This window comes from Streptomyces sp. RFCAC02, from assembly GCF_004193175.1.
Classification (GTDB): Bacteria; Actinomycetota; Actinomycetes; order Streptomycetales; family Streptomycetaceae; genus Streptomyces.
In genome coordinates this window covers 2,705,574-2,727,779 of sequence record NZ_SAUH01000001.1, presented here as the reverse complement: position 1 = coordinate 2,727,779, position 22,206 = coordinate 2,705,574, and the positions used below count along the sequence as shown (strand labels likewise).

22 protein-coding genes are annotated in these 22,206 nt (G+C 74.8%); 14 read left to right on the top strand and 8 right to left on the bottom strand.

Annotated elements, in window-relative coordinates; genetic code table 11:
* Positions 1-44: 44 nt before the first annotated feature.
* Positions 45-701, bottom strand: coding sequence for a LysE family translocator (locus EMA09_RS12645; RefSeq protein ID WP_129841163.1), 657 nt, complete (start codon positions 699-701; stop codon positions 45-47).
* An 82-nt stretch (positions 702-783) separates the two neighbouring features.
* On the opposite strand from EMA09_RS12645, the gene EMA09_RS12640 reads away from it, so the two are divergent.
* The 6 genes from EMA09_RS12640 (at position 784) to EMA09_RS12615 (ending at position 7,744) form a co-directional block, all read left to right on the top strand.
* A complete protein-coding gene (locus EMA09_RS12640) occupies positions 784-2,136 on the top strand; it encodes a PLP-dependent aminotransferase family protein (protein ID WP_129841162.1) in 1,353 nt (450 codons plus the stop codon).
* Positions 2,137-2,321: 185 nt separating this feature from the next.
* Positions 2,322-3,122: an alpha/beta hydrolase gene (locus EMA09_RS12635; protein WP_129841161.1), complete on the top strand. Its 801-nt coding sequence runs from the start codon at positions 2,322-2,324 to the stop codon at positions 3,120-3,122.
* A gap of 70 nt (positions 3,123-3,192) precedes the next feature.
* Positions 3,193-3,681: a MarR family winged helix-turn-helix transcriptional regulator gene (locus EMA09_RS12630; RefSeq protein ID WP_129841160.1), complete on the top strand. Its 489-nt coding sequence runs from the start codon at positions 3,193-3,195 to the stop codon at positions 3,679-3,681.
* A 90-nt stretch (positions 3,682-3,771) separates the two neighbouring features.
* Positions 3,772-5,241, top strand: a complete 1,470-nt coding sequence (locus tag EMA09_RS12625) for an MFS transporter (RefSeq protein ID WP_129841159.1) — start codon at positions 3,772-3,774, stop codon at positions 5,239-5,241.
* A 69-nt stretch (positions 5,242-5,310) separates the two neighbouring features.
* Positions 5,311-5,847: a hypothetical protein gene (locus EMA09_RS12620; RefSeq protein WP_129841158.1), complete on the top strand. Its 537-nt coding sequence runs from the start codon at positions 5,311-5,313 to the stop codon at positions 5,845-5,847.
* 91 nt (positions 5,848-5,938) lie between these two features.
* Positions 5,939-7,744 (top strand): polysaccharide lyase family 8 super-sandwich domain-containing protein, encoded by a 1,806-nt coding sequence (locus EMA09_RS12615; RefSeq protein WP_206305941.1) that lies wholly within the window; start codon positions 5,939-5,941, stop codon positions 7,742-7,744.
* Positions 7,745-7,775: 31 nt separating this feature from the next.
* Here the strand turns inward: EMA09_RS12615 and EMA09_RS12610 are convergent, their stop codons facing one another.
* Entirely contained in the window at positions 7,776-9,518 is a 1,743-nt protein-coding gene (locus EMA09_RS12610; RefSeq protein WP_129841156.1) for a stealth family protein, read from the bottom strand.
* Between the two features lie 116 nt (positions 9,519-9,634).
* Positions 9,635-10,264, bottom strand: a complete 630-nt coding sequence (locus tag EMA09_RS12605) for a sugar O-acetyltransferase (RefSeq protein ID WP_129841155.1) — start codon at positions 10,262-10,264, stop codon at positions 9,635-9,637.
* Positions 10,265-10,456: 192 nt separating this feature from the next.
* Here EMA09_RS12605 and EMA09_RS12600 point away from each other — a divergent pair, with 192 nt between their 5' ends.
* From EMA09_RS12600 to rocD, 3 genes are all read left to right on the top strand, one after another.
* Positions 10,457-10,936 (top strand): Lrp/AsnC family transcriptional regulator, encoded by a 480-nt coding sequence (locus tag EMA09_RS12600; protein WP_129841154.1) that lies wholly within the window; start codon positions 10,457-10,459, stop codon positions 10,934-10,936.
* A gap of 132 nt (positions 10,937-11,068) precedes the next feature.
* On the top strand, positions 11,069-11,950 hold the full coding sequence (gene ddaH / locus EMA09_RS12595) for a dimethylargininase (RefSeq protein ID WP_129841153.1): 882 nt from the start codon (positions 11,069-11,071) through the stop codon (positions 11,948-11,950).
* Positions 11,947-13,164, top strand: a complete 1,218-nt coding sequence (gene rocD, locus EMA09_RS12590; RefSeq protein ID WP_129841152.1) for an ornithine--oxo-acid transaminase — start codon at positions 11,947-11,949, stop codon at positions 13,162-13,164. The genes ddaH and rocD overlap by 4 nt, the downstream gene beginning before the upstream one ends.
* A 283-nt stretch (positions 13,165-13,447) precedes the next feature.
* Here the strand turns inward: rocD and EMA09_RS12585 are convergent, their stop codons facing one another.
* Positions 13,448-14,329, bottom strand: a complete 882-nt coding sequence (locus tag EMA09_RS12585; protein ID WP_129841151.1) for a helix-turn-helix transcriptional regulator — start codon at positions 14,327-14,329, stop codon at positions 13,448-13,450.
* 177 nt (positions 14,330-14,506) lie between these two features.
* Between EMA09_RS12585 and EMA09_RS12580 the strand changes: the two genes are divergently transcribed.
* On the top strand, positions 14,507-14,806 hold the full coding sequence (locus tag EMA09_RS12580; RefSeq protein WP_129841150.1) for a putative quinol monooxygenase: 300 nt from the start codon (positions 14,507-14,509) through the stop codon (positions 14,804-14,806).
* A 302-nt stretch (positions 14,807-15,108) separates the two neighbouring features.
* On the opposite strand, the gene EMA09_RS12575 is transcribed toward EMA09_RS12580, so the two are convergent.
* Complete coding sequence (locus EMA09_RS12575) at positions 15,109-15,984, bottom strand: NmrA/HSCARG family protein (RefSeq protein WP_129841149.1); 876 nt, start codon at positions 15,982-15,984, stop codon at positions 15,109-15,111.
* Positions 15,985-16,214: 230 nt separating this feature from the next.
* Here EMA09_RS12575 and EMA09_RS12570 point away from each other — a divergent pair, with 230 nt between their 5' ends.
* The gene (locus tag EMA09_RS12570; RefSeq protein WP_129841148.1) at positions 16,215-16,685 is read left to right on the top strand and encodes an HIT domain-containing protein; all 471 of its coding nucleotides are present in this window, start codon (positions 16,215-16,217) and stop codon (positions 16,683-16,685) included.
* 32 nt (positions 16,686-16,717) lie between these two features.
* Here EMA09_RS12570 and EMA09_RS12565 read toward each other — a convergent pair whose 3' ends face one another.
* Positions 16,718-16,906 (bottom strand): hypothetical protein, encoded by a 189-nt coding sequence (locus tag EMA09_RS12565; RefSeq protein WP_129841147.1) that lies wholly within the window; start codon positions 16,904-16,906, stop codon positions 16,718-16,720.
* A gap of 39 nt (positions 16,907-16,945) precedes the next feature.
* A complete protein-coding gene (locus tag EMA09_RS12560) occupies positions 16,946-17,359 on the bottom strand; it encodes a MerR family transcriptional regulator (RefSeq protein ID WP_129841146.1) in 414 nt (137 codons plus the stop codon).
* Between the two features lie 331 nt (positions 17,360-17,690).
* Here EMA09_RS12560 and EMA09_RS12555 point away from each other — a divergent pair, with 331 nt between their 5' ends.
* The 3 genes from EMA09_RS12555 (at position 17,691) to EMA09_RS12545 (ending at position 21,113) form a co-directional block, all read left to right on the top strand.
* Positions 17,691-19,208: a SulP family inorganic anion transporter gene (locus tag EMA09_RS12555; protein ID WP_129841145.1), complete on the top strand. Its 1,518-nt coding sequence runs from the start codon at positions 17,691-17,693 to the stop codon at positions 19,206-19,208.
* A gap of 103 nt (positions 19,209-19,311) precedes the next feature.
* Positions 19,312-20,220 (top strand): SDR family NAD(P)-dependent oxidoreductase, encoded by a 909-nt coding sequence (locus EMA09_RS12550; protein ID WP_129841144.1) that lies wholly within the window; start codon positions 19,312-19,314, stop codon positions 20,218-20,220.
* A gap of 71 nt (positions 20,221-20,291) precedes the next feature.
* Positions 20,292-21,113 (top strand): alpha/beta hydrolase, encoded by an 822-nt coding sequence (locus tag EMA09_RS12545; protein WP_129841143.1) that lies wholly within the window; start codon positions 20,292-20,294, stop codon positions 21,111-21,113.
* A 27-nt stretch (positions 21,114-21,140) separates the two neighbouring features.
* Here EMA09_RS12545 and rarD read toward each other — a convergent pair whose 3' ends face one another.
* Positions 21,141-22,100 carry an EamA family transporter RarD gene (rarD, locus tag EMA09_RS12540; protein ID WP_129841142.1) on the bottom strand — a complete coding sequence of 320 codons (960 nt, stop codon included), beginning with the start codon at positions 22,098-22,100 and terminating at the stop codon, positions 21,141-21,143.
* Between the last annotated feature and the right edge of the window lie 106 nt (positions 22,101-22,206).

Genomic DNA, 22,206 nt, shown 5'->3' with positions numbered 1-22,206 from the left:
GGGACGGGTGGCGGTCGCCGGCCGCCGCGACGCGTTCGCGCCGGTCAGGTGGTGACGGAGGATGAGGGCGCCGACGTGTCGGCGGCCAGCGTGATCGCGAGGACGCCGAGGACCGTTCCCATGACCCACCGCTGGGCCTTCAGCCAGGTGGGCCGGCGCGCCAGGAAGACGGCGATGCCGCCGGCCGCGAGGACGATGACGAGGTTGACGCCGATGCTGACGGCCACCTGGACCGAGCCGAGGACCATGCCCTGCAGGGCCACGTGGCCGGCGTCGACGTCCACGAACTGCGGCAGCAGCGACAGGTACATCACGGCGATCTTCGGGTTCAGCAGCGCCGTCGTCAGGCCCATCGCGAACAGGCGGCGCGGCGGGTCGTGCGGTATGTCGTCGCGCGGCGTGAAGACGGAGACGCCGCCGGGCCGCAGGGCGCACCAGGCGAGCCACAGCAGGTACGCCGCGCCGGCGAGCTTGATGCCGGTGTACACCTCGGGGACGGCCGTGAGGACGGCGGAGAGGCCGAGGTTCGTCGCGAGGAGGTAGACGAGGAACCCGGCCGCGACGCCGCCGAGCGAGACGACGCCGGCCCGGCGGCCCTGGGTGATGCTGCGGGAGACGAGGTAGAGCATGTTCGGCCCCGGCGTCAGGACCATGCCGAGGGCGACCAGGAAGACGCCGGCGACGGCGCTCGGTTCGATCATGCGGCCGAGAGTAATGACGGCGCACTGATCGGTGCAATATCTGCCATTGCACTCGGTGCAATCCTGTGTTTGGATGCCCCGGATGAACGACTACCAGCGGGTCGCCGACGCGGTCGCGCGCGACATCAGGTCCGGACGGCTCAGGCCCGGGGACCGGCTCCCCCCGCAGCGCGCGTTCGCCCGGCAGCGCCGCATCGCGCCCTCGACGGCCGCCCGCGTGTACGCCGAGCTGGCGCGCCGCGGTCTCACCGTCGGCGAGGTGGGGCGCGGCACCTTCGTGCGGGCCGGCGCCGACGCGGCGCCCGGCGTCCCCGCCCTGTCGGAGCCGGTCGCGCGGGGGCACGTCGACCTCGAACTCAACCATCCCCTCCTGCCCGGCCGGGCCGCCGCCCTCGCCGCCGGGCTCGGCGGGCTGCTGCGCCCCGATGTGCTGGCCGCCGCGCTCGCCCCCTCCGGCGTCGCCGGCACGGCCGCCGCGCGCGACGCGGCCGGCGCCCTCCTGGCGCGCGGCGGCTGGCGGCCCGCCGCCGACGACGTCCTGTTCACCGGGAACGGGCGGCAGGCCATCGCCGCCGCCGTCGCCGCCCTCGTGCCGCCGGGCGGGCGGCTCGGCACCGAGCGGCTGACGTACCCCGTCCTCGCGGCGCTCGCCGCCCGCGCCGGCGTACGGCTCGTCCCGCTCGCCATGGACGGCGACGGGCTGCTCCCCGAGGCCGTCGAGGAGGCGCACCGCGCGGCGCCCCTGCACGCGGTCTACGTCCAGCCCGTCCTGCACAACCCCCTGTCCGTCACCATGCCCGAGGCCCGTGCCCGCGCGCTGGCGGACGTCCTGCGGCGCACGGGTCTGCCCGCCGTCGAGGACGGCATCTGGTCCTTCCTGCGGGACGACGTGCCGCCGCTGGCCGCGTACGCGCCGGACCGTGTCGTCCTCATCGACAGCCTGTCGAAGCGGATCGCCCCCGGCCTCCCGCTCGGCTTCGCCGTGGTGCCGCCGGGGCTGCGGGACGGCGTGGCGCGTGCCGTGCGGGCGGGGGGCGCGGCGCCCGGGCGGTTCGTCCTCGAAGCGGTGGCGCGGTGGGTCGCGGACGGCACGGCCCGCGATCTCGCCGCGGCGAAGCGGCGGGACGCCGCCGCCCGCCAGGAGATCCTGGCCGGGGCGCTCGGCGGCTTCGCGCTGCGGACGGACCCGTGCTCGTACTTCTGCTGGTGGGACCTGCCGCCGGCCTGGCGCGCCGACACGTTCGTCGTGGCGGCGGCGCGGCGCGGCGTGTCCGTCACCCCGGCGGCGGCCTTCGCGGTCGGCGACGCCGGTACGCCGGCGGCCGTGCGCGTCGCGCTCGCCGCGCCGCCGCCCGAGGTGCTGGAACGGTCGCTGCGCGTCCTCGCCGGCGTCGCCCGCTCGGACCCGCGCGACGAGGCGAGCGACGACCGCTGAGCCGCCGGCGTGCGGGCCGTCGCCGCTCGCTGCCGGCCGGCACTGTCCGCGCGGTCACGGGCGCGTGTCCCGTCGTGCCGTTGGCCGGTACGGCACCGCCCCCGGCCACGCGCCACGGGCGGCGGTGCGGCCGGGCGCGGGGACGGCTTGACTCTCACATCGGTGTCAGAGTGCAGCATGACCGCGTGAACGACACCCTCACCGGCACGTCCGGTCTCGACGTCCTGCTCCGCGGCACCGGCGGCCCCGGGCTGCTCCTCGCGCACGGCGCCGGCGGCGGCATCGCCGGCAATTTCGGTCTCGTCCTCGACGACCTGGCGCGCGACCACCTGATCGTCGGCCCGCACTACCCGGGCGCCGGGGCCACGCCGGTCGCTGACGGCCCCCTCGACCTGGACGACCTGGCCGACCGGCTCGTCGCGTCGGCGGTGGCCGCCGGGCGGGAGCGGTTCGCGGTGCTCGGCGAGTCCCTCGGCAGCGCGGTCGCCGTACGGGCCGCCGCCCGCCACCCCGACCGGGTGACCGGCCTCGTGCTCACCGTCGGTTTCGCGACCGCCGACCCCGTGCTGCGCGTCGCGTCCGAGCTGATGGTGGCGCTCGACCGGGCCGGGGAGCGGCGCGCCATGGCCCGGTTCGCCACCGTCGCCTGCCTCACCGATCCGCTCCTCGCCGCCCTGCCGGCCGCCGGCATCGAGGCCGCCGTCGACGCCGCGCAGGCCGGCCTCCCACCCGGCACCGCCGCCCACTTCGACCTGGTCGCACGGGTGGACGTGACGGCGGACCTGCCCGGCCTGAGCGTCCCGGTCCTCGCCGTCACGGCGGGCGCGGACCGCCTCGTCCTGCCCGCGACCCAGCGCGCCCTGGCGGCCGCCGTCCCCGGCGCGCGCCACGTCGAACTGCCCGGCGCCGCGCACGTGCTGGGCGAGGCGGACCGGACGGTGTGGCTCGGGCACGTGCGGGAGTTCCTCGCCGACCACGGGCTGTGAGCCGGCCTTTCGTCCGGTAGCGGACCATCCGCATCTGACCAATCCGCGTGCGGATCGTTACGCTGGCCGTATGACTGCTCTCAGCCCCGGGCGCGGCGAGCCCGACCTGTCCTACTACCTCGACCACACCGGCCACGTGCTGCGCTCGCGCATGGCGGCCGCCCTCGCGGAGATCGGCCTCACGGCCCGGATGCACTGCGTCCTGGTCCACGCGCTGGAGGAGGAGCGGACGCAGGCGCAGCTCGCCGAGATCGGCGACCTCGACAAGACGACGATGGTCGTCACCGTGGACGCGCTGGAGCGTGCCGGGCTCGCCGAGCGCCGGCCCTCCAGCGCCGACCGGCGGGCGCGCATCATCGCCGTGACGGAGAAGGGTGCCGAGGTGGCGCGGCGCAGCCAGGAGATCGTGGACGGGGTGCACCGGGAGGCCCTGGGGTCGCTCCCCGACGCGGACCGCGACGCGCTGCTGCGGGCGCTGCGGACGCTGGCCGCCGGGCACCTCGCCACCCCCGTCGAGAGCCCCCGGCCGGTCCGCCGCGCCCGCCAGACGGAGCGCTGAGGAAGCAGACTTTCCGGAAGGAGATCGTCTGCAACAAAACTATATGCTACGGTCCTTCGTGTTGTCCCCGTACGGCCCGAGGAGACCGTCATGCGCAGTGATCCCGTTCCCGCAACCCCCTCCCTCCCGTCCCGGCGCGCCCGCGCGCTCGCCCTCGCCGTCGTCTCCACCGGGACGCTGATGACGGTCCTCGACGGCAGCATCGTCACCGTCGCGCTCCCCGCCATCCGCGACGACCTCGGCTTCTCGCCGGCCGACCTGAGCTGGGCGGTCAACGCGTACCTGATCCCGTTCGGCGCGTTGCTCCTGCTGGCCGGGCGGCTCGGCGACCTGATCGGCCGCACCCGCGTCTTCCTCGCGGGCATCGCCCTGTTCACGGTCGCGTCGGGCCTCGCAGGACTGGCCGGCTCCCCGGCCGTCCTGCTCACGGCCCGGTTCCTCCAGGGCGTCGGCAGCGCCCTCGCCGCGGCCGTGAGCCTCGGCATCCTCGTGTCCCTGTTCCCCGGTCAGTCGGAACGGCGGCGCGCCATCGCCGTCTACAGCTTCACCGGCGCCGCCGGCGCGTCCATCGGGCAGGTCGCCGGCGGCCTGCTGACCGACGCGTTCGGCTGGCACTGGACCTTCCTGATCAACCTCCCCATCGGCATCGCGGCCCTCCTGATCGGCCGTGCCGTGCTGCCCGCCGCCAAGGGCATCGGGATGGCCGCCGGCATCGACGCCCCCGGCGCCCTCTTCGTCACCGGCGGCCTGATGCTCAGCATCTACGCGGTCGTCGGCGCCGACGACCGCGGCTGGACGTCCGCCCAGACCCTCGGCTGGGGCGCGCTCGCCGCCGTCCTCCTCGTCGCCTTCTTCGTCCGGCAGTCCAGGGCCGCCACCCCGCTGCTGCCCCTGCGGCTCCTGCGGTCGCGCGCCGTGGCCGGGGCCAACGTGGTGCAGCTCCTCACCGTCGCGGCCACGTTCGCCTTCCAGGTGATCCTCGCCCTCCACCTCCAGAACGTCCTCGGCTACGACGCCACCGGCACCGGCATCGCCATGCTGCCCGCCGCCATCATGATCGGCCTGGTGTCCCTCGGCGTGTCCGCGCGGCTGACCGCCCGGTTCGGCGAGCGCACCGTCCTCCTCGGCGGGCTGCTGCTTCTGGCCGGCGTGGTGGGGCTGCTGATCCGCGTCCCGGCCGACGCCTCCTACGTCCGGGACGTCCTGCCGTCGCTGCTCCTCGCCGGCGGATTCGGGCTGGTGCTGCCCACCCTGGCAGCGCTCGGCATGTCGGGGGCGCGCCCCGACGACGCGGGCATCGTCTCCGGGCTCTTCGCCACGGCGCAGCAGGTCGGGTCCGCCCTCGGCGTCGCCGTGGTCTCCACGCTCGCCGCCGCGCGGACGGACGAACTGCTCGCCTCGGGACACGACCGGGCCGACGCGCTGGCCGGCGGCAACCACCTCGCGTTCGGCATCGCCACCGGCCTCGTGGTCGCCGCGATCACCGTCGCGTACGTCACCCTGCGCCGCCCCGCACGGGTCGCCGCCCTGCCGGAGCGCGAGCACGTCACCGCGGCGTGAGACGCGTGCACGGCGCAGCCCGCGGCGGACCGGGAACGGTCCGCCGCGGGCGCGGTTAGAGTGCGGACCGTGCAGTCCCCTCACACCTCGCAGCCCGAAGTCCTCGCCCGGGTCGACCGGGTCCTCGCGGACGGGGCGGCGCCCCCGTCCCCGACGGCCCGCAACGGCGCCGTGTGGCGCCTCACCCCGCCCGACCGCCAGCTCGACGCCAACGTCGTCCGGCTCGCCGCCGGCACCACCATCCCCCCGCACGTCGAGCCGGACCTCGACGTGCTCCTGCACGTCCTGGCCGGCGGCGGCAGGCTGCTGACGGACAGCGGCGCCGCCGACCTCGTGCCCGGCGCCATCGCCTGGCTCCCGCACGGTGCGCGCCGTTCCCTGGAGGCAGGACCCGACGGGCTCGCGTACCTCACCGCGCACCGCCGCCGGCCCGGGCTCGCGATCCGGTCCGCCGCGCCCGCCCCCGAGGCGGCGCCCGAGCCGGAGGGCGGCGAGACGGCCTGCTTCCTCCACCGCGTGTGCGCCGAGTGCGGCCGCTTCGCCCCCGAGGCGGACGCCCGCTACTGCGCCCGCTGCGGCGCGGAACTGCCCATCGAGGCCCACTGACCGCGGCGTCGCCCCGTACGCCTCCCGACCGTGGCGCACATCACCATCGCCTCAGCGCCCCGGGCGGTGGAAAGTTACGACCATGCGCGAAATGGCTACGGTCATCCACCGGCTGCGACATGACCTGCTGGACCACGACGGCGAGGTGCCCGCGGGCGGGCCGGTGACCGCCCCGGGACCCGACGGCACCTGGCAGGACATCGACTACGACGATCAGGACCCGGCCCACTGGGGGCCGTTCCGACATCTCGAACGCACGCTCGATCTGGCCAGGGCCGACGGCCAGGGGGTCACGGCCCTGCGCGCCCTCGACGCCTGGGACCGCGTCGCCCCGCACTCGGACAACTGGTGGTACAACGAGATCGGCGTCCCCCGGACCATCGGCGACATCCTCCTGCTGACCAGCGCCGACACGGGCACCGGCGCCGCCGCCAACGGAACCGCCACGGCCCGCGCCGACCGCTACGCGCGGCTCGTCGCCGGACTCGCCGCCACGCGGACCGTCCCCCCGACCGGCCAGAACCTCGTCTGGTCCGAGGGCATCGCCCTGCGCGCCGGCCTCCTCGCGGGCGACCCGGCGGCCGTGACCGCCGCCGTCACCGCCATGTCCGGCGTCCTGCGCGTCACGGACGCCGAGGGCATCCAGGCCGACATGAGCTTCCACCAGCACGGCGCCCAGCTCTACAGCGGCGGCTACGGCCACTCCCTCGCGCTCGACCTCTCGCGCTGGGTCCACGCGCTGCACGGGACGCCCTGGGCGTTCGGCGCCGCCGAGGTGGCCCTGTTCACCGACTTCGTGCTCGACGGCCAGCGGTGGGCGGTCCACGGCGGCGGTTTCGACTTCACCACCATGGGCCGCGAGGTGGCGCGCGCCGCCGCGCACCACGTGCCGGACGCCCTGCGGACGGTCGTGCGGCGACTGCTGGCGGCCGGCGCGCCGCGCGCGGACGAACTGGCCGCGTTCGACGCCGCGATGGCCGGCGACCCGGACGCGCCCCGCCCGGCGGGCAGCCGTCACTACCCGCGCTCCGACTACCTCGCGCACCGGCCGGCCGGCGCGGGCTGGTCCCTGTCGGTCCGCATGTCGTCCACGCGCACCGCGCCCACCGAGTGCATGAACGGCGAGAACCTGCGCGGCCGCCACCTCGGCGACGGCGTGGCCGCCGTCCGCGTCGGCGACGACCCCGAGGACGGCTACCGCGCCGTCCTGCCCGTCTGGGACTGGGCGCGCCTGCCCGGCATCACGGCCGAGCAGGTCCCGGACCCCGCGGCCCTCTTCCCCCGCCCCAACGGCCAGCACGGCGCCTCGGCACGCGTCGGCGCCTGGACGGACGGCCGTCACGCCGTCGCCCTGCACCACCTCGCGGGCACCGACGGGTTCACGGACGGCTGGAAGGCGTGGTTCTGCTTCGACGACGCCTACGTGGCCCTCGGCACCGCCATCAGCGCCCCGGGCGCCGCGCACCCGGTCGTCACCACCGTGGACCAGCGGCTGGCGACCGGCCCCCTGACCACCGGCCCCGGCTGGGTGCACCAGGGGCGCATCGGGTACGTCCGGCCGGCGGGCGTGCCCGGCACGGACGCCCCCGCCGCGCGGGTGACCAAGCGGACCGGCAGGTGGTGGGATCTCAGCAGCAGTGGCGACGACACGCGTCGTACGGCCGAGGTGTTCTGGACCGGGTTCGACCACGGACCGGCGCCGGCCGGGGCCTCGTACGCCTGCCTCGTCCTGCCGGGCGCCGACGCCGCGACGACGGCCGCGCGGGCCGCCGCCCCCGGCTTCACCGTGCTGGCCGCGACGCCCGCGACACTCGCCGTCCGCTGCGACCGCACCGGCGTGACCCTCACCGCGCACACCGAGGGACCGGAGCCCCGGTTCACGCGCGAGGAGGCGTAGGGAGGACGGGCGGGCCGCGCCGGTCCGCCCGTCAGCGCTCGAAGCGGCTCGGCAGGGGGAAGTACGACTCCAGGAAACCGGACAGCCGCGCCGCCGCGGCCGCCTTCTCCTCCTCTGGCGTCTGGACGTCGTTCAGGCAGAAGAAGTCGTAGCGCCTCGTCCCTGCGATCTCCGCCAGGATCCCGGCCGACTCCGGTTTGCCGATGTCGGCGTACCGCAGGGAGTACTTGCCGGGCACCGCGCGGCCGGTGAGGTAGGCGTGATGGTGGTGCAGCGTCGACGCCATCGCCACGTCCGTCAGGGAACGGAAGCGGGCCGCCGCCGTGCGCGCGATCTCCTCCGGGAAGCGCTCCTCCAGCTCCAGCATCACGGACCGGATCTGCGGGTGCGGCGTGTGCTTGAACTTCGCGACGATCAGCCGGCCGTGCTCCCGCATCAGCATGCGCGCCACGTTCTTGCCCGCCGAGTTCGGGGCCGGCTCGTCCGGGTGCGGGTCGCCCAGGCCGATCTGGAAGGGCGCGACGGGCAGCTTCGCGATGCCGTTGCCGTGGAAGAAGTGCCCCGCGTCCACGGGACGGCCGACGAACACGTCGTCGTTGAAGTAGAGGTAGTGCTCGGACAGCCCCGGGATGCGGTGGAGCTGCGTGCCGATCGCGTGGGAGTTGAAGACGGGCAGGACCGAGGGGTCGGCGAAGATCTCCTTGTGGTCCACGATCCGGATGCCCGGCGCGCCGGTGTCCAGCCAGGACGGGACCTGCCCGTCGGTGACGATGTGGACCGTCCGCACGAACGGGGCGAACATCTCCAGCGACCGCAGCGAGTACTTCAGCTCGTCGTGGCTCTCGTAGCGCGACGCGCCGGTCTCGCGGGCGTTGATGGCGGGCGCCGCGCCGCCCGAACGGTACGCCTCCCGCTTCGCCGCAAGCTCCGGGTCCGAGCCGTCCACCCACGTGTAGACGACGTCGACGGGGAAGTCCACGGCGTCCGCGCGCGGCTGCGCGAATCCCTCCCACGTCGGGCGGTCGCGCCCGGCGACGGTCAGCGTCGCGGGGACGAGGGCCTCGGGCGGCAGCGTGTCGGTCACGGCGTTGGCGCGCGGCGCGACCAGCGACTCGGCCACGAGCGACGGCGGCGCGAGGCTGCGCAGCGGGCCGCGCCGCTCGACGAGCCGGTCGTCCGCCAGGAACCGCCGCCCGTCGCGCCAGAACTCGACCTCGCACGCCAGGCCGAAGTCGGCGAGGACCTGCCCGGCCGGGCCGAGCTGCAGCTCACCGAAGCGGATCGTGTCCTGGCGCTTCAGCGCGGCGGGCAGCGAGCCGTCCGCGTACAGCACGGCGTCGGCGGGCAGCGCGTCGGACCCGGTCTTCATGGCGTACAGGGCCGTGCCGCCGTACGTGGCGCGCAGCGCGGCCAGCAGCCGCTTGCGGTCCGCGTGGCGCACGCCGACGACGTGGCGCGTCCGGGAGCGGCCGGGGACGAGGAAGTACTCGATCCCGGCGCCGTCCAGCGCGTCGCAGACCAGGTCCAGGTTGCGCGCGGCGGCGTCGGCGGCGCTGAAGCGGGTCACGGTCCGCCCGTAGAAGACGGTCCCCTCCACCTCGACGGTGCGCATCGCGGGGTCCGAGTCGAGCAGCGCGCGCCGCCGCGCCGCCACGCGCTCGGCCTGCTTGCGCTCCGCCGCCGCGGCCTGCTCCGCCTTGCGCCGCTCGGCCCGTGCCTGCCGTACGGGGGCCGGCAGCAGTCGCGCTCCGAGCGCCTTGATGCGTGGCTGCATGACAGGACCGGCCTTTCCGTCGCGCCTCCGGACCGGTCGCCGTACGGGTCCGGTCCGTCAAGGAACACCGGTGGGCGAACGGGTGAAGTCCGTGTGTGGTCAGAAAAGCATAAGTGTCACCCGCATGGCCCCGGCTCCTGCCCGGGGACGCCCTCCGTCCTGGTCGTCAGGTCGGCGTCCGTGATGGGGCGCAGCACGCGGCACGGCGTCCCGACCGCGACCACCATCGGCGGGACGTCCCTGCTGACGACGCTGCCGGCGCCGATGACCGAGCCGTGGCCGATCCGGACGCCGGGCAGCACGACGGCGTTGCTGCCGATCCACACCCGGTCCTCGATGACGATCGGCTCCGAGAAGCGGGCGTAGTCGACCCGGCGCGTCGGATGCACCGGGTGCCCCGTCGTGGTGAGCGTCACATTGGGCGCGATCATGACGCCGTCCCCGATCCGGATCTCGACGTCGTCGACGAAGGACAGGTTGACGTTGCCGAAGAAGTCGTCACCGATGTGGACGTTGCTCCCGAAGGCGGCGCTGAACGGCGCGTTCAGGACGGCCCGCTCACCGACCGAGCCGAGGATCGCGGCCAGCAGGGCGCGCCGCCGCTCCTCCTCGCCCGGCGGGGTGTGGTTGTACGCGAAGACCAGGTCGGCCCGCCGGCGCGTGTTCTGGAACGCCGCCTCCGACTCGGAATAGACGAGACCCCGCCGTATCCGGTCGAGGACCTCCCGCTCACTGTCCGCCCGCACCACGGCACCCCCTTCTTCCGGGCCTGCGGCCCGGTCGGTGCCGAAGCATACGGACCGGCGGGCGCACCGGCCACCGCGTCAGCCCGCTCCCCAGTACGAGCCTCCCCGGCGCGCGCCCGGCCGCCGGAGCGGGCATCCCCCTGGCAGGGACCGTACGACCGGCGCGGGCCGGCCGGCGAAGGAGCACCGACCATGACACGACCGACCATGACCCCCGACGACCTCGACCGCCGCATCCTCACCGCGCTGGTCGCCAACGCCCGTACCAGCTTCGCGGAGATCGGCGCCGCCGTCGGCCTGTCCGCGCCCGCCGTCAAGCGCCGCGTGGACCGCATGCGGGAGACCGGCGTCATCACCGGCTTCACGACCGTCGTCACCCCGGCGGCGCTCGGCTGGCGGACGGAGGCGTACGTCGAGGTGTACTGCGACGGCGCGGCGCCGCCCCGCCGGCTGGCCGAGGTCGTGCGCGACCACCCCGAGATCGTCGCCGCCATGACGGTGACCGGCGGCGCCGACGCCCTGCTGCACATCCGCGCCGGCGACATCGGGCACTTCGAGGAGGTCCTGGAGCGCATCAGGACCGAGCCGTTCATCCGCAAGACGGTCAGCCAGGTCGTCCTCTCGCACCTCATCACCACCAGCCCCGAGGCCGGCGCAACGAACAGCGGCTGACCGGGCGCATCACGCAACACCCCTGCGCGTACGCGCAACGGCGGTTCCTTGTACCGGGCGGGCGCCCTTCCTACCGTTGACGGCATATCACCGCATTCCCCCCGGCCCGCCGGAGGAACGGGAGGTCCCGCCATGCCGCCGCCCGCCGACCCCCTCGCCACCGCGCCGCCGGCGCCCGTGACCGTCCCGGCCCCGGCCCCGGCCGTGCCGGGCAGGACCGCGACACCCCGCCGCTTCCTCACCTGCGAGCCCGTCCACTTCGCCGTCGAGTACGCCATCAACCCGTGGATGGTCCCCGGCACGCCCGCCGACGCCGGGCTCGCCAGCGCCCAGTGGGCCGGTCTCGTCGGCGCCTACCGGGCGCTCGGTCACACCGTCGAGACGGTCCCGGCCGTGCCCGGCCTGCCGGACATGGTGTTCGCCGCCAACGCGGCCGTCGTCATCGGCGGCCGCGTGTTCGGCTCCCGGTTCCACGCGCCCGAGCGGCGGCCCGAGGCCGCGGCGTACGGCCGCTGGTTCGCCGGCGCCGGGTTCACGGTGCACGACCCCGGCGCCGTCAGCGAGGGCGAGGGCGACTTCGTGCCGGCCGGCGGGCTGCTGCTGGCCGGTCACGGCTTCCGCACCACGCGGGAGGCACACGCCGAGGCGCAGGAGTTCTTCGGCCTGCCCGTCGTATCGCTGCGCCTGACGGACCCGCGCTTCTACCACCTGGACGTCGCGCTGTTCGCCCTCGACGACCGCACGATCGCGTACTGGCCCGGCGCCTTCTCCCCGGGGAGCCGCGCCGTGCTGGAACGCCTCTTCCCCGACGCCGTGATCGCCGACGAGGCGGACGCCCTCGCGTTCGGCCTGAACTCCGTCTCCGACGGCCGTCACGTCTTCCTCGCCCCCCGTGCCACCGGCCTGGCCCGCGCCCTCACCGCGCGCGGCTACGTACCCGTCCCCGTGGACCTCTCCGAGCTCCACAAGGCGGGCGGCGGCATCAAGTGCTGCACCCAGGAGATCCGCCCATGACCCTCACCGCACCCCGTGGCTCCGCCGAGCTGATCCGCGCCGAGGCGCCCGTCCTCGCCCACAACTACCACCCGCTGCCCGTGGTCGTCGCCCGCGCCGAGGGCGCCTGGGTCGAGGACGTCGAGGGCCGCCGCTACCTCGACCTCCTCGCGGGCTACTCGGCCCTCAACTTCGGCCACCGGCACCCCGCCCTGATCGAGGCCGCGCGCCGCCAGCTCGACCGCGTGACGCTGACGTCGCGGGCGTTCCACCACGACGGCCTGGCCGGCTTCGCCGAGAGCCTGGCCGCGCTCACGGGCCAGGACATGGTGCTGCCGATGAACACCGGCGCCGAGGCCGTCGAGAGCGCCGTGAAGGTGGCCCGCAAGTGGGCGTACGAGGTGAAGGGCGTCCCGGAGGGCGCGGCGACGATCGTCGTGGCCGCCGGCAACTTCCACGGCCGCACCACCACGCTGGTCAGCTTCTCGACGGACGACGAGGCCCGCGCCGGGTACGGCCCCTACACGCCCGGGTTCCGCGTCGTCCCGTACGGCGACGCCGATGCCGTCGCCGACGCCGTGGGCGACACGACGGCCGCCGTCCTGATCGAGCCGATCCAGGGCGAGGCGGGCGTCGTCATCCCGCCCGAAGGACACCTGCGCGCCGTCCGGGAGATCACGCGGCGGGCGGGCTGCCTGTTCGTGGCCGACGAGATCCAGTCCGGGCTCGGCCGCACCGGCACGACGCTCGCCGTGGAGCACGAGGACGTCGTGCCCGACCTCGTCCTGCTGGGGAAGGCGCTCGGCGGCGGCATCGTGCCCGTGTCGGCGGTCGTGGGGCGCCGCGACGTCCTGGGTGTCCTGCGGCCAGGGCAGCACGGGTCCACGTTCGGCGGCAACCCGCTGGCCACCGCCGTCGGCACCGCCGTCACGGAACTGCTGGCCACCGGCGGGTTCCAGCGGCGCGCGAGGGAACTCGGCGCCGTCCTCGACGCGGACCTCACCGCGCTCCACGGCCACGGCGTCGTCGCCCACCGCGCGCGCGGCCTGTGGGCGGGCATCGACATCGACCCGGCGGTCGGCACGGGCCGCGAGATCGCCGAACGGCTGCTGCGCGAGGGCGTCCTCGTGAAGGAGACCCACGGCTCGACCATCCGCATCGCGCCGCCCCTGACCATCGGGGAGGACGACCTGCACCGGGCACTCACCGCCCTGCGCACCGTCCTGGCGGCCTGACGCCCCCGTCCGGAAACCGCCGGTGCCGGCCCCGCTCGCGTGCTGGGACCGTCCCATGCGCACCCGCCCCGCGGACGGATCGGCCGGCCGGGACCAGTACGGCAAGGCGGTCCGCTTCCGCGCCCTGCACAGCGGCGGCCGCCCCCTCGTCCTCGTCGACGTCCCGGACGCGGCGGGAGCGACCGCCGTCGCCACCACCAGCGCCGGCGCGGCCCGGGCGCTCCGGAAGGCGACCGGCCGCCGACCGCTCGTCCGACACACCCCGGGCGGGCGCCGCGGGCGGTCACATCTGGCGCACCCTGCCGGCCGGGTGGTCGGGAACACCGGGGGTCGCGGAAGCAGACAGTCCGACAAGGAGTTGGAGACTGATGACGGCTTCGGAGCCGGGCGGTGCGCTGTAGATCATCATGGTCATGTCCGGGTCGTCGGGGGCACGCATGGCGACGTAGTCGAGCGTGAGTTCACCGACTCGGGGATGGGCGAACCGTTTGCGACCGCGGGTCTTGCCGCGCACATGGTGATCGGCCCACAGGCGGCGGAATTCGACACTGCCCAGGGACAGTTCCCCCATCAGCACGGCCAGCTGGGGGTCTTCCGGGTGGCGTCCGGCGTCCAGGCGCAGGTTGGCCACGGTGTCGCGTGCCTTGGCCTCCCAGTCGGGATACAAGTCCTTGGCGGACTCGTCCAGGAAGACCAGCCGGGCCATGTTCCGCTCGGCGGCCGGCAGCGACGGGAAGTCGGCGATCAGCAATCGTGCCGGCTCGTTCCAGGCCAGGATGTCCAGGCGCCGTCCGATGATGTAGGCCGGAACGCCGGCCAGGGCTTGCAGGGCCTGGCGCATCTCGGGTCCGACCTGCTGAGGGCGGGCCGGGCGCCGACGGGTGCGGGCGGGCTTGGCGAGGTTGTGCAGGTGAGTGCGTTCGTCGGCGTCCAGCCGCAGCGCGGCGGCGACGGCGTCGAGCACGTCGGGGGAGACATTGCGGGCCCGGCCCTGCTCCAGGCGGGTGTAGTAGTCGACGCTCACCCCGGCCAGCAGCGCCAACTCCTCGCGGCGGAGCCCCGGCACGCGGCGCCGCCCGCCGAAGGACTCGGTTCCCGCCTCCTCCGGTCGCAGGCGGGCCCGTCTGGCCTTGAGGAACTCGCTGAGCTGCTGTGCACGGTCCATGGCCACAGTGTCAGGTACCGCGGCGAGGTGGTGCCTGGTCCTGCTGGACCCAGGCACGGCGGACCGGGGTCGAGCGCAGCTCTGGTCGAGGCGGGAGGCGGTTCGCAGGATGGAGGACATCCGCCGGTCGACACCGGCACCGACCACGACGATCACGACCCGCAGGGGGAGCCCTTCATGTCGAACACACTCATCATCGTTGCCTCGTTCACCGCCAAGCCGGGCCAGGAGGAGCGTCTGCGCCAGGAGCTGGACGCGATGATCGCACCGTCACTGGCCGAGGAGGGCTGCCTGGGCTACCAGCCGTACGCCGACCCCGCCCGCCCCGACCGGATGATCATCATGGAGGAGTGGGCCGACACCGCCGCCCTGGACCACCATTTCTCGCTGCCGCACTTCGCCCACGTCGCGAAGGCGCTGGACGAGATCCTCGCCGAGCCGTTCACCCTGCGGCGCCTGACCGGAATCCCCGCCTGATCCAGCACCACACGCACCCGTTCCCCGGGCCGTACCCCCGACTCGCACGACGGGGGTACGGCCCCTCGTGCGGACGGCTTCGGGAACCGACGGCGCCGGCGATCAGGACCACCGCGCCATCGATGCCCTGCGCTCACCGAAATCCGGGACGCGGCTGCCGATGATCCGGAACCGCACGGCGCGCACTGGGTCAAGGAGATCACCAAGGACTCCGGACGTCCTGTTCAGCTATCGGCCGATTGATGAGCAATCCCCGGACCGGCCCGGCCGTCTTGCCGGCACCCCGTCCTGGTCCCGTCCCGTCACGCTCCGTCCGGCGCGGTCCAGTTCCCGGCCACCCAATCCGCCAGCGTCGTCAGCTCCGGGTGCTGCGCCCGCAGCGCCGGGAGGTCCGCCGCGTAACCGTGCCGGTTGAACCAGTCGAACATCAGCGCCATCTCCTCGTCCTCCGCCCGCAGCTCCTCGACCGGCCGGGACTCGAACCGCACCGGCCGCCCCACGGCGCCCGCGAACACCTCGGCGATGCCGGGACCGGTCAGTTCGTCACCCGCGATCTCGATCCGCCGGTCCAGGTGGCCGCCCGGGTCGTCGAACGCGTCGGCCGCGAAGACCCCGATGTCCCGCGCCGCGATCATCTGGAGCGGGACGGACGGGTCGAGCGCCATCGTCAGCACCGGTTCGCCGTCCCGCCACACCGGTCCCGCGCCCGCGAAGTTGTCCATGAAGTACGCCGGCCGCAGGATCGTCGCCGGCAGGCCCAGCGCCTCGATGTGCCGCTCCACGCGGCCCTTGCTCTCGAAGTGCGGCACGCCGCTGCCCCGGTCCGAGCCGCCGACCGAGCCGTACAGGAAGTGCGACACCCCGGCCCGCGCCGCCGCGTCCGCGACCGCGCGGCCCTGCCGCGTCTCGCCCTCCGTGCCGTCGGGACCCGTGAACGTCTGCACGCTGTACACCCCGTACGCCCCGCGCAGCGCCGCGTCGAGCGTCGCCGGGTCCTCCATGTCGCCGCGCACCGTGTCGGCGCCCGCGCCGGCCAGCGCCCGCGCGGACTCGGAGCGCGGATCACGGACCACCGCGCGCACCGGACGGCCGCGCCGCAGCAGCTCGCGCGCCACCGCGCCCCCCTGCCGCCCCGTGCCGCCGAACACGACGATCACGTCGTTCGCGCGATCCGCCATCACACCTCACCGCTTCCTCTCCCGGCTCCGTCGGGTGCCCGCCGCCGGCCACGGGGACACCGGGACCCGCCGCGACCGGCCACCCGATCGTGCGGGTCGCCCGCGCCCGCGACGGCGGCGGCGCGCCGCCGCCCCGCCGGCGCGGCGGCCATCCGGGGCAGGCACCGGACGCCGGGGGGACCCGCGGAAACCCGTCGACGCACCGTCCGGCGCGCCGCCAGACTCGGTCCATGACGGACACGACGAGCACCGGAGGCCCCCCGACCGACCCCGACTGCGTCTTCTGCGCCATCGCCGAAGGACGCGCCGAGGCGAGCATCGTGCACGAGGACGAGACGGCCGTCGCGTTCATGGACCTGCGGCCCGTCACGCCCGGACACCTGCTCGTCATACCCCGCGCCCACGCGCCGGCACTCGACGATCCGGACGACCGCTCGGCGGACGCCGTGTGGACCATCGGGCGCCGGCTGGCCCGGGCGCTGCGCGATTCCACGCTGCGCTGCGAGGGCATCAACTTCTTCGTGGCCGACGGGGAGGCGGCGTTCCAGGAGGTGTTCCACTTCCACCTGCACGTCTTCCCGCGCTTCGCCGGCGACCCGTTCCGCCTCTCCGCGGACTGGCACACGCGTGAGCGGCCCGAACTGGACGCCACCGCCGCCGCCGTACGCGCGGCCCTGGCCGCCGGCCCCGGCCACGCCTGACGCGCTCACCGGGCGAGCACGGGGCGGACCCGTCAGGACGCCCCACAGATGTCGGCGCGGGCTTGCGCCGGCTCCTCCTCGGCGAAGGCCCCGTGCTCCTCCTGGTAGCTCAGCAGGTCGGCGCCGAGCAGCTCGTGCCGCGCCCGGCGGGCCATCGCCTCGGGGGCGTGTCCGGCGTGGTCGGCGGGCGGCGTGTCCGTACCGCGCGGCATCTCCGTCATGACGACATCGTCTCCCGCTCCGCCGTGCCCTCCGGCCGCTCAGGCGTGGTCCGCCGGCGCGGTCGCCCCCGCCAGGCGGTCGCGCAGGGTGGCCGCGAACTCCTCGGCCCGCGCCAGCCGCGTCCGCAGGTCAGCGACCCGCTCCCGCGCGGCCTCCTCGAAGCCGCGGACCCGCTCGACGACCTCGGCGCGCTCCGCGTCGGTCAGTCCACCGCTGTCGAGGCGGTCGGTCGCCGCCAGCAGTTCGCGCATCTCCTCCAGCGCGAAGCCGAGCGGCTTCATCCGCCGGATGACGAGCAGGCGCGCCACGTCGGCCTCGGTGTAGAGGCGGAAGCCGCCCTGCGAGCGGGCCGACGGGACGACGAGGCCGGTCTCCTCGTAGTGCCGGATGGTGCGCAGGGACAGCTCGGTCCGCGCGGCGACCTCGCCGATCTGCATGTGTCCGCCGTCCACGCCCATGTCCTCGTCCCTCCGCGGAAACCTACCCTAACGTCAGGGTAGGGTTGCCGGAGTCGAGGGCCGGTCCACGCCGCCCCCGCCGTGGCCGATGCCGTCCCCGGCGCGAGAAACCCTATTCCCCCGGGAGAGCAGCGTGCGTGACTCCGTGGCCTCCGGCGCCACCGCCGGTCCGCCGTGACGCCCCTTTCCTGACCGTCCCGGCGCGCCGCCGCGTGCCTCGGGCCGTCCGCTCCGACCCACGGCCGCCGTCCCCGGCGGGCCGACCTCCGCGCGCCGCGTCCCGCCGTCACGGCGTGCCCGAGTACGACAACAGGTGACCGTTTCCTTGTCCTCCCCGCCCGTTCCCGCCCTGTCGCCCGCCGCGCGGCTGCTGCGCCCGCTGCGCCCGGACTGGCTGCGCGACCCCAAGGTCTGGCGCACCGAGATACTGGCCGGGCTCGTCGTCGCCCTGGCGCTGATCCCCGAGGCCATCTCGTTCTCCGTGATCGCCGGGGTCGATCCCGCGATCGGGCTCTTCGCCTCGTTCACCATGGCCGTCACCATCTCCGTGGTGGGCGGACGGCGCGCGATGATCTCCGCCGCCACCGGCGCCGTCGCCCTCGTCATCGCGCCCGTGAACCGCGAGCACGGCTTCGGGTACCTCGTCGCCACCGTCATCCTCGCCGGCGTCCTGCAGATCGCCCTCGGCGCGCTCGGCGTCGCCAAGCTGATGCGGTTCGTCCCCCGCTCGGTGATGGTGGGCTTCGTCAACGCCCTCGCCATCATGATCTTCATGGCCCAGGTGCCCGAGATGCACGACGTCCCCTGGGCCGTGTACCCGCTCATCGCCGGCGGCCTCGCGCTCCTGGTGTTCTTCCCGAAGGTCACCCGGGTCGTCCCCGCGCCGCTGGTGTCGATCACGGCCCTCACTGTCATCACCGTCGCCGCCGGGATCGCCGTCCCCACCGTCGGCGACAAGGGCGAGCTGCCGTCGTCGCTGCCGACGCCAGGACTGCCGGACGTCCCGTTCACCCTCGACACCCTGACGACGATCGCGCCGTACGCCCTGGCGATGGCGCTGGTCGGCCTGATGGAGTCGCTGATGACGGCCAAGCTCGTGGACGACATCACCGACTCGCGCTCCAGCAAGACCCGCGAGTCCATCGGCCAGGGCGTCGCCAACATCGTCACCGGCTTCTTCGGCGGCATGGGCGGCTGCGCCATGATCGGCCAGACGATGATCAACGTGAAGGTCTCGGGCGCCCGCACCCGCCTGTCCACGTTCCTCGCCGGCTCGTTCCTGATGGCGCTGTGCGTCGTCGTCGGCCCCGTCGTCTCCGACATCCCGATGGCGGCCCTCGTCGCGGTCATGGTGATGGTGTCGTTCACGACGTTCGACTGGCACTCCATCGCCCCGGCGACGCTCAGGCGGATGCCCGCCGGCGAGATCACCGTCATGGTGATCACCGTGATCGTGGTGGTCGCCACCGACAACCTCGCCATCGGCGTCGTCGTCGGCTCCATCACCGCCATGGTCGTCTTCGCCAAGCGTGTCGCCCGCCTCGCCGAGGCCACGGCCGTGGTCGACCCCGACGGCCGCACGGTGGTCTACCGGGTCACCGGCGAACTGTTCTTCGCCTCGTCCAACGACATCGTCGGCCGGTTCGACTACGCGGGCGACCCCGACAAGGTCGTCATCGACCTGTCCGCCGCCCACGTCTGGGACGCCTCCTCCGTGGCCGCCCTGGACGCGATAGGGGCCAAGTACGCCGAGCGCGGCAAGACCGTCGAGATCACCGGTCTCAACGAGCAGAGCGCCCGCCTGCACGGCACGCTCAGCGGCGAACTGGCGGGCAGCCACTGACGGGCCGGCCCGGCGGGCGTCCCCGCGTCCCCGGGCCACCGTGCCCATAATGTCCGGAAAGCCGGGAGAGGGTACCGGCCCAGGCGGACAGTGAGGTGGCCCCATGACCGAGCCGGCGCGGATCATCACCCCGTTCGACCCCGACACGGTCACCGCCGCCGACGTCGTCGCCGGCGTCGACCTGTCGGGACGCCGCGCCGTCGTCACCGGCGCGACGTCCGGCATCGGTGCCGAGACGGCCCGCGCGCTCGCCGCCGCCGGGGCCGAGGTCACGCTCGCCGTACGGGACACCGCCGCCGGCGCCCGCGCCGCCGCCGGGATCACCCGCGGCACCGGCAACCACCGCGTCCTCGTCGCCCCGCTCGACCTCGCCGACCAGGCGTCCGTCACCGCGTTCACCACCGCCTGGGACGGGCCGCTGCACATCCTGGTCGCCAACGCCGGCGTGCTGGCCCCGCCGGTGACCCGGACCGCCGAGGGCTGGGAGACGCACCTCGCCGTCAACCACCTCGGCCACTTCGCGCTCGCCACCGGCCTCCACCCGGCCCTCGGCGCGGCCGGCGGGGCGCGTGTCATCACCCTCACCTGCGCCGCTCACCGGCTCGCCGCCCCCGACCCGGACGACCTCGACTTCCGCGCCCACCGGTACGACCCGGCCGTCGCGTACGCCCGCTCCAAGTCCGCCACCGCGCTGTTCGCCGTCGAGGCGCACCGCCGCTGGTCCGGCGACCGCATCGCCGTCAACACCGCCGACCCGGGGCCGACGGCGACCCGCCTCACCCGCTGGACCGACCCGGACGGCGCGCCGGGGGGCGCCCCCGCCCGGCGCGGCGCGGCCACTCCCGTTGTGCTCGCCGCCTGGCCGCCGCTCGCCGACATCGGCGGCCGCTACTTCACGGCGTGCAGCGAGGCCGTCCCGGAAGCCGTCGCCCCCCACGCCCGCGATCCGGAGGCCGCCCGGCGCCTGTGGGACCTCTCGTACGACCGGGTGAGCACCTCACCGCGCGGCTGACCGATTCATCCCCTTTGTGCGGTTGAATGACGCGTTGAAGCCCGGACCGCGCGACGCCCAGGAGATCCCCCATGCGCTTTGTGACCACCCGCGACGGCGCGAACCTCTACTACAAGGACTGGGGCACCGGCCGCCCGGTCGTCTTCCTCCACGGCTGGCCCTTGAACGCCGACGCCTGGGACGACCAGCTGAACGCCGTCGCCGAGGCCGGATTCCGCGGCGTCGCGCACGACCGGCGCGGCCACGGCCGCTCCACGCAGACCTGGCACGGCAACGACATGGACACCTGGGCCGACGACCTGGCCCAGATCATCGAGACCCTCGACCTGCGCGACATCACCCTCGTGGGCCACTCCATGGGCGGCGGCGAGCTGTGCCGCTACATCAGCCGCCACGGCACGTCCCGCGTCCGGCAGGCCGTCCTCGTCGCCGCCGTCCCGCCGCTGATGCTGCGCACCGAGACCAACCCCCAGGGCGTCCCCATCGACGAGCTCGACGCCATCAGGCAGGCCATCAGGGCCGACCGTGCCCAGTTCTGGCACGACCTCGCCGGCCGCTTCTACAGCGCCGACGACGGCGCGATGAGCACCGGCCTCGCCGACGCGTTCTGGTTCATGGCGATGCACCAGGGCGTCAAGGCGGCCCTCGCCTGCGTCAAGGAGTTCTCCGAGACGGACTTCACCGAGGACCTCCGCGCCATCGACGTGCCGGCCCTCGTCGTCCACGGCGACGACGACCGCATCGTGCCGCTCGCCGCGACCGGCGAGAAGGCGGCCCGGATCATTCCCGACGCCACCCTCACCGTCTACCCCGGTGGCTCCCACGGCCTGCCCGGCGCCCCGGGCACGAAGGACCGCCTCACCGCCGACCTCCTCGCCTTCCTGCGGGCCTGAGCCCGGCCCAGGCGGCGCGGCCGGCCGTCACTCCGCCGGCGCCGCCGCGCTCTCCCGGCCGGCGGCCCGCGGCACATGGGCGGCCACCGTACGGCGCACCGCCCGCGCCTGCCGCAGCACGTCCCACGTCAGCACGACCAGCGCGCCCCACACCAGCAGGAAGCCGGCCCACCGCTCCGGCGGCATCTCCTCGTGGAACACCAGCAGACCCAGCAGGAACATCAGCGTCGGCGCCAGGTACTGCATCATCCCGACCACCGACAGCGGCAGCCGCACCGCGGCCGCGCCGAAGAAGATCAGCGGCAGCGCCGTCGCCACGCCCGTGCTCATCAGCAGCAGCGCGTGCCCCGCGCCCCCGGACGTGAACGAGCCGTCGCCCCGCGCGCCGAGCACCACCAGGAACCCGAGCGCCGGCAGGAACTGCAGCAGCGTGTCGGCCGTGAAGCCCTGGAGCCCGTCGAGCCCCGTCGTCTTCTTCACCAGCCCGTACAGGGCGAAGCTGACGCTCAGCGCCAGCGACACCCACGGCACCTGCCCGTACGCCACGCCCATCACGACGACGGCCAGCGCCCCGATCCCGACCGCCGCCCACTGTGCCGGCCGCAGCCGCTCCCGCAGCACGACGACGCCGAGCGCGATCGTGAACAGCGGGTTGATGAAGTAGCCGAGGGACGCCTCCAGCACCCGGTCCTCGGCGACGGCCCAGATGAACAGGTACCAGTTGGCGGTGATGAGGCTGGCCGACGCGGCCAGCAGGGCGAGCCGCTTCGGCTGCCGCAGCAGCGGGCGTATCCAGCCCCAGTCGCGGACGAACGCCACCAGGATCAGCGCGGTCGGCAGCGACCACACCATCCGGTGCGCCAGCGTCTCGCCCGCGCCGATCCCGTCCAGCAGATCCCAGTACAGGGGCAGCAGCCCCCACATGCCGAACGCGCCCAGGCCGAGCGCGAGCCCCGAGCCGCTGGCCGTGGCACCACCCGTGCTCATCCCTGCTCCTTCCGCGGGCGGCCGGCGATCGGGCCGCGTCCACCGCGACGGTAACGCCGCAGCGCGGACATGTCATTCCCGCCCGCCCCGCCCGGGGAGGGCGGGA

Excerpts from the sequence above, each read along its gene's own strand:
- rarD (WP_129841142.1), bottom strand. The coding sequence starts at position 22,100 with ATGAGCACGGGTGGTGCCACGGCCAGCGGCTCGGGGCTCGCGCTCGGC.
- EMA09_RS12610 (WP_129841156.1), bottom strand. The coding sequence starts at position 9,518 with ATGCAGCCACGCATCAAGGCGCTCGGAGCGCGACTGCTGCCGGCCCCC.
- EMA09_RS12600 (WP_129841154.1), top strand. The coding sequence starts at position 10,457 with ATGACACGACCGACCATGACCCCCGACGACCTCGACCGCCGCATCCTC.
- EMA09_RS12630 (WP_129841160.1), top strand. The coding sequence starts at position 3,193 with ATGACTGCTCTCAGCCCCGGGCGCGGCGAGCCCGACCTGTCCTACTAC.
- EMA09_RS12565 (WP_129841147.1), bottom strand. The coding sequence starts at position 16,906 with ATGACGGAGATGCCGCGCGGTACGGACACGCCGCCCGCCGACCACGCC.
- EMA09_RS12645 (WP_129841163.1), bottom strand. The coding sequence starts at position 701 with ATGATCGAACCGAGCGCCGTCGCCGGCGTCTTCCTGGTCGCCCTCGGC.
- EMA09_RS12625 (WP_129841159.1), top strand. The coding sequence starts at position 3,772 with ATGCGCAGTGATCCCGTTCCCGCAACCCCCTCCCTCCCGTCCCGGCGC.
- EMA09_RS12580 (WP_129841150.1), top strand. The coding sequence starts at position 14,507 with ATGTCGAACACACTCATCATCGTTGCCTCGTTCACCGCCAAGCCGGGC.
- ddaH (WP_129841153.1), top strand. The coding sequence starts at position 11,069 with ATGCCGCCGCCCGCCGACCCCCTCGCCACCGCGCCGCCGGCGCCCGTG.
- EMA09_RS12570 (WP_129841148.1), top strand. The coding sequence starts at position 16,215 with ATGACGGACACGACGAGCACCGGAGGCCCCCCGACCGACCCCGACTGC.
- EMA09_RS12575 (WP_129841149.1), bottom strand. The coding sequence starts at position 15,984 with ATGGCGGATCGCGCGAACGACGTGATCGTCGTGTTCGGCGGCACGGGG.
- rocD (WP_129841152.1), top strand. The coding sequence starts at position 11,947 with ATGACCCTCACCGCACCCCGTGGCTCCGCCGAGCTGATCCGCGCCGAG.
- EMA09_RS12640 (WP_129841162.1), top strand. The coding sequence starts at position 784 with ATGAACGACTACCAGCGGGTCGCCGACGCGGTCGCGCGCGACATCAGG.
- EMA09_RS12615 (WP_206305941.1), top strand. The coding sequence starts at position 5,939 with ATGGCTACGGTCATCCACCGGCTGCGACATGACCTGCTGGACCACGAC.
- EMA09_RS12545 (WP_129841143.1), top strand. The coding sequence starts at position 20,292 with ATGCGCTTTGTGACCACCCGCGACGGCGCGAACCTCTACTACAAGGAC.
- EMA09_RS12585 (WP_129841151.1), bottom strand. The coding sequence starts at position 14,329 with ATGGACCGTGCACAGCAGCTCAGCGAGTTCCTCAAGGCCAGACGGGCC.
- EMA09_RS12550 (WP_129841144.1), top strand. The coding sequence starts at position 19,312 with ATGACCGAGCCGGCGCGGATCATCACCCCGTTCGACCCCGACACGGTC.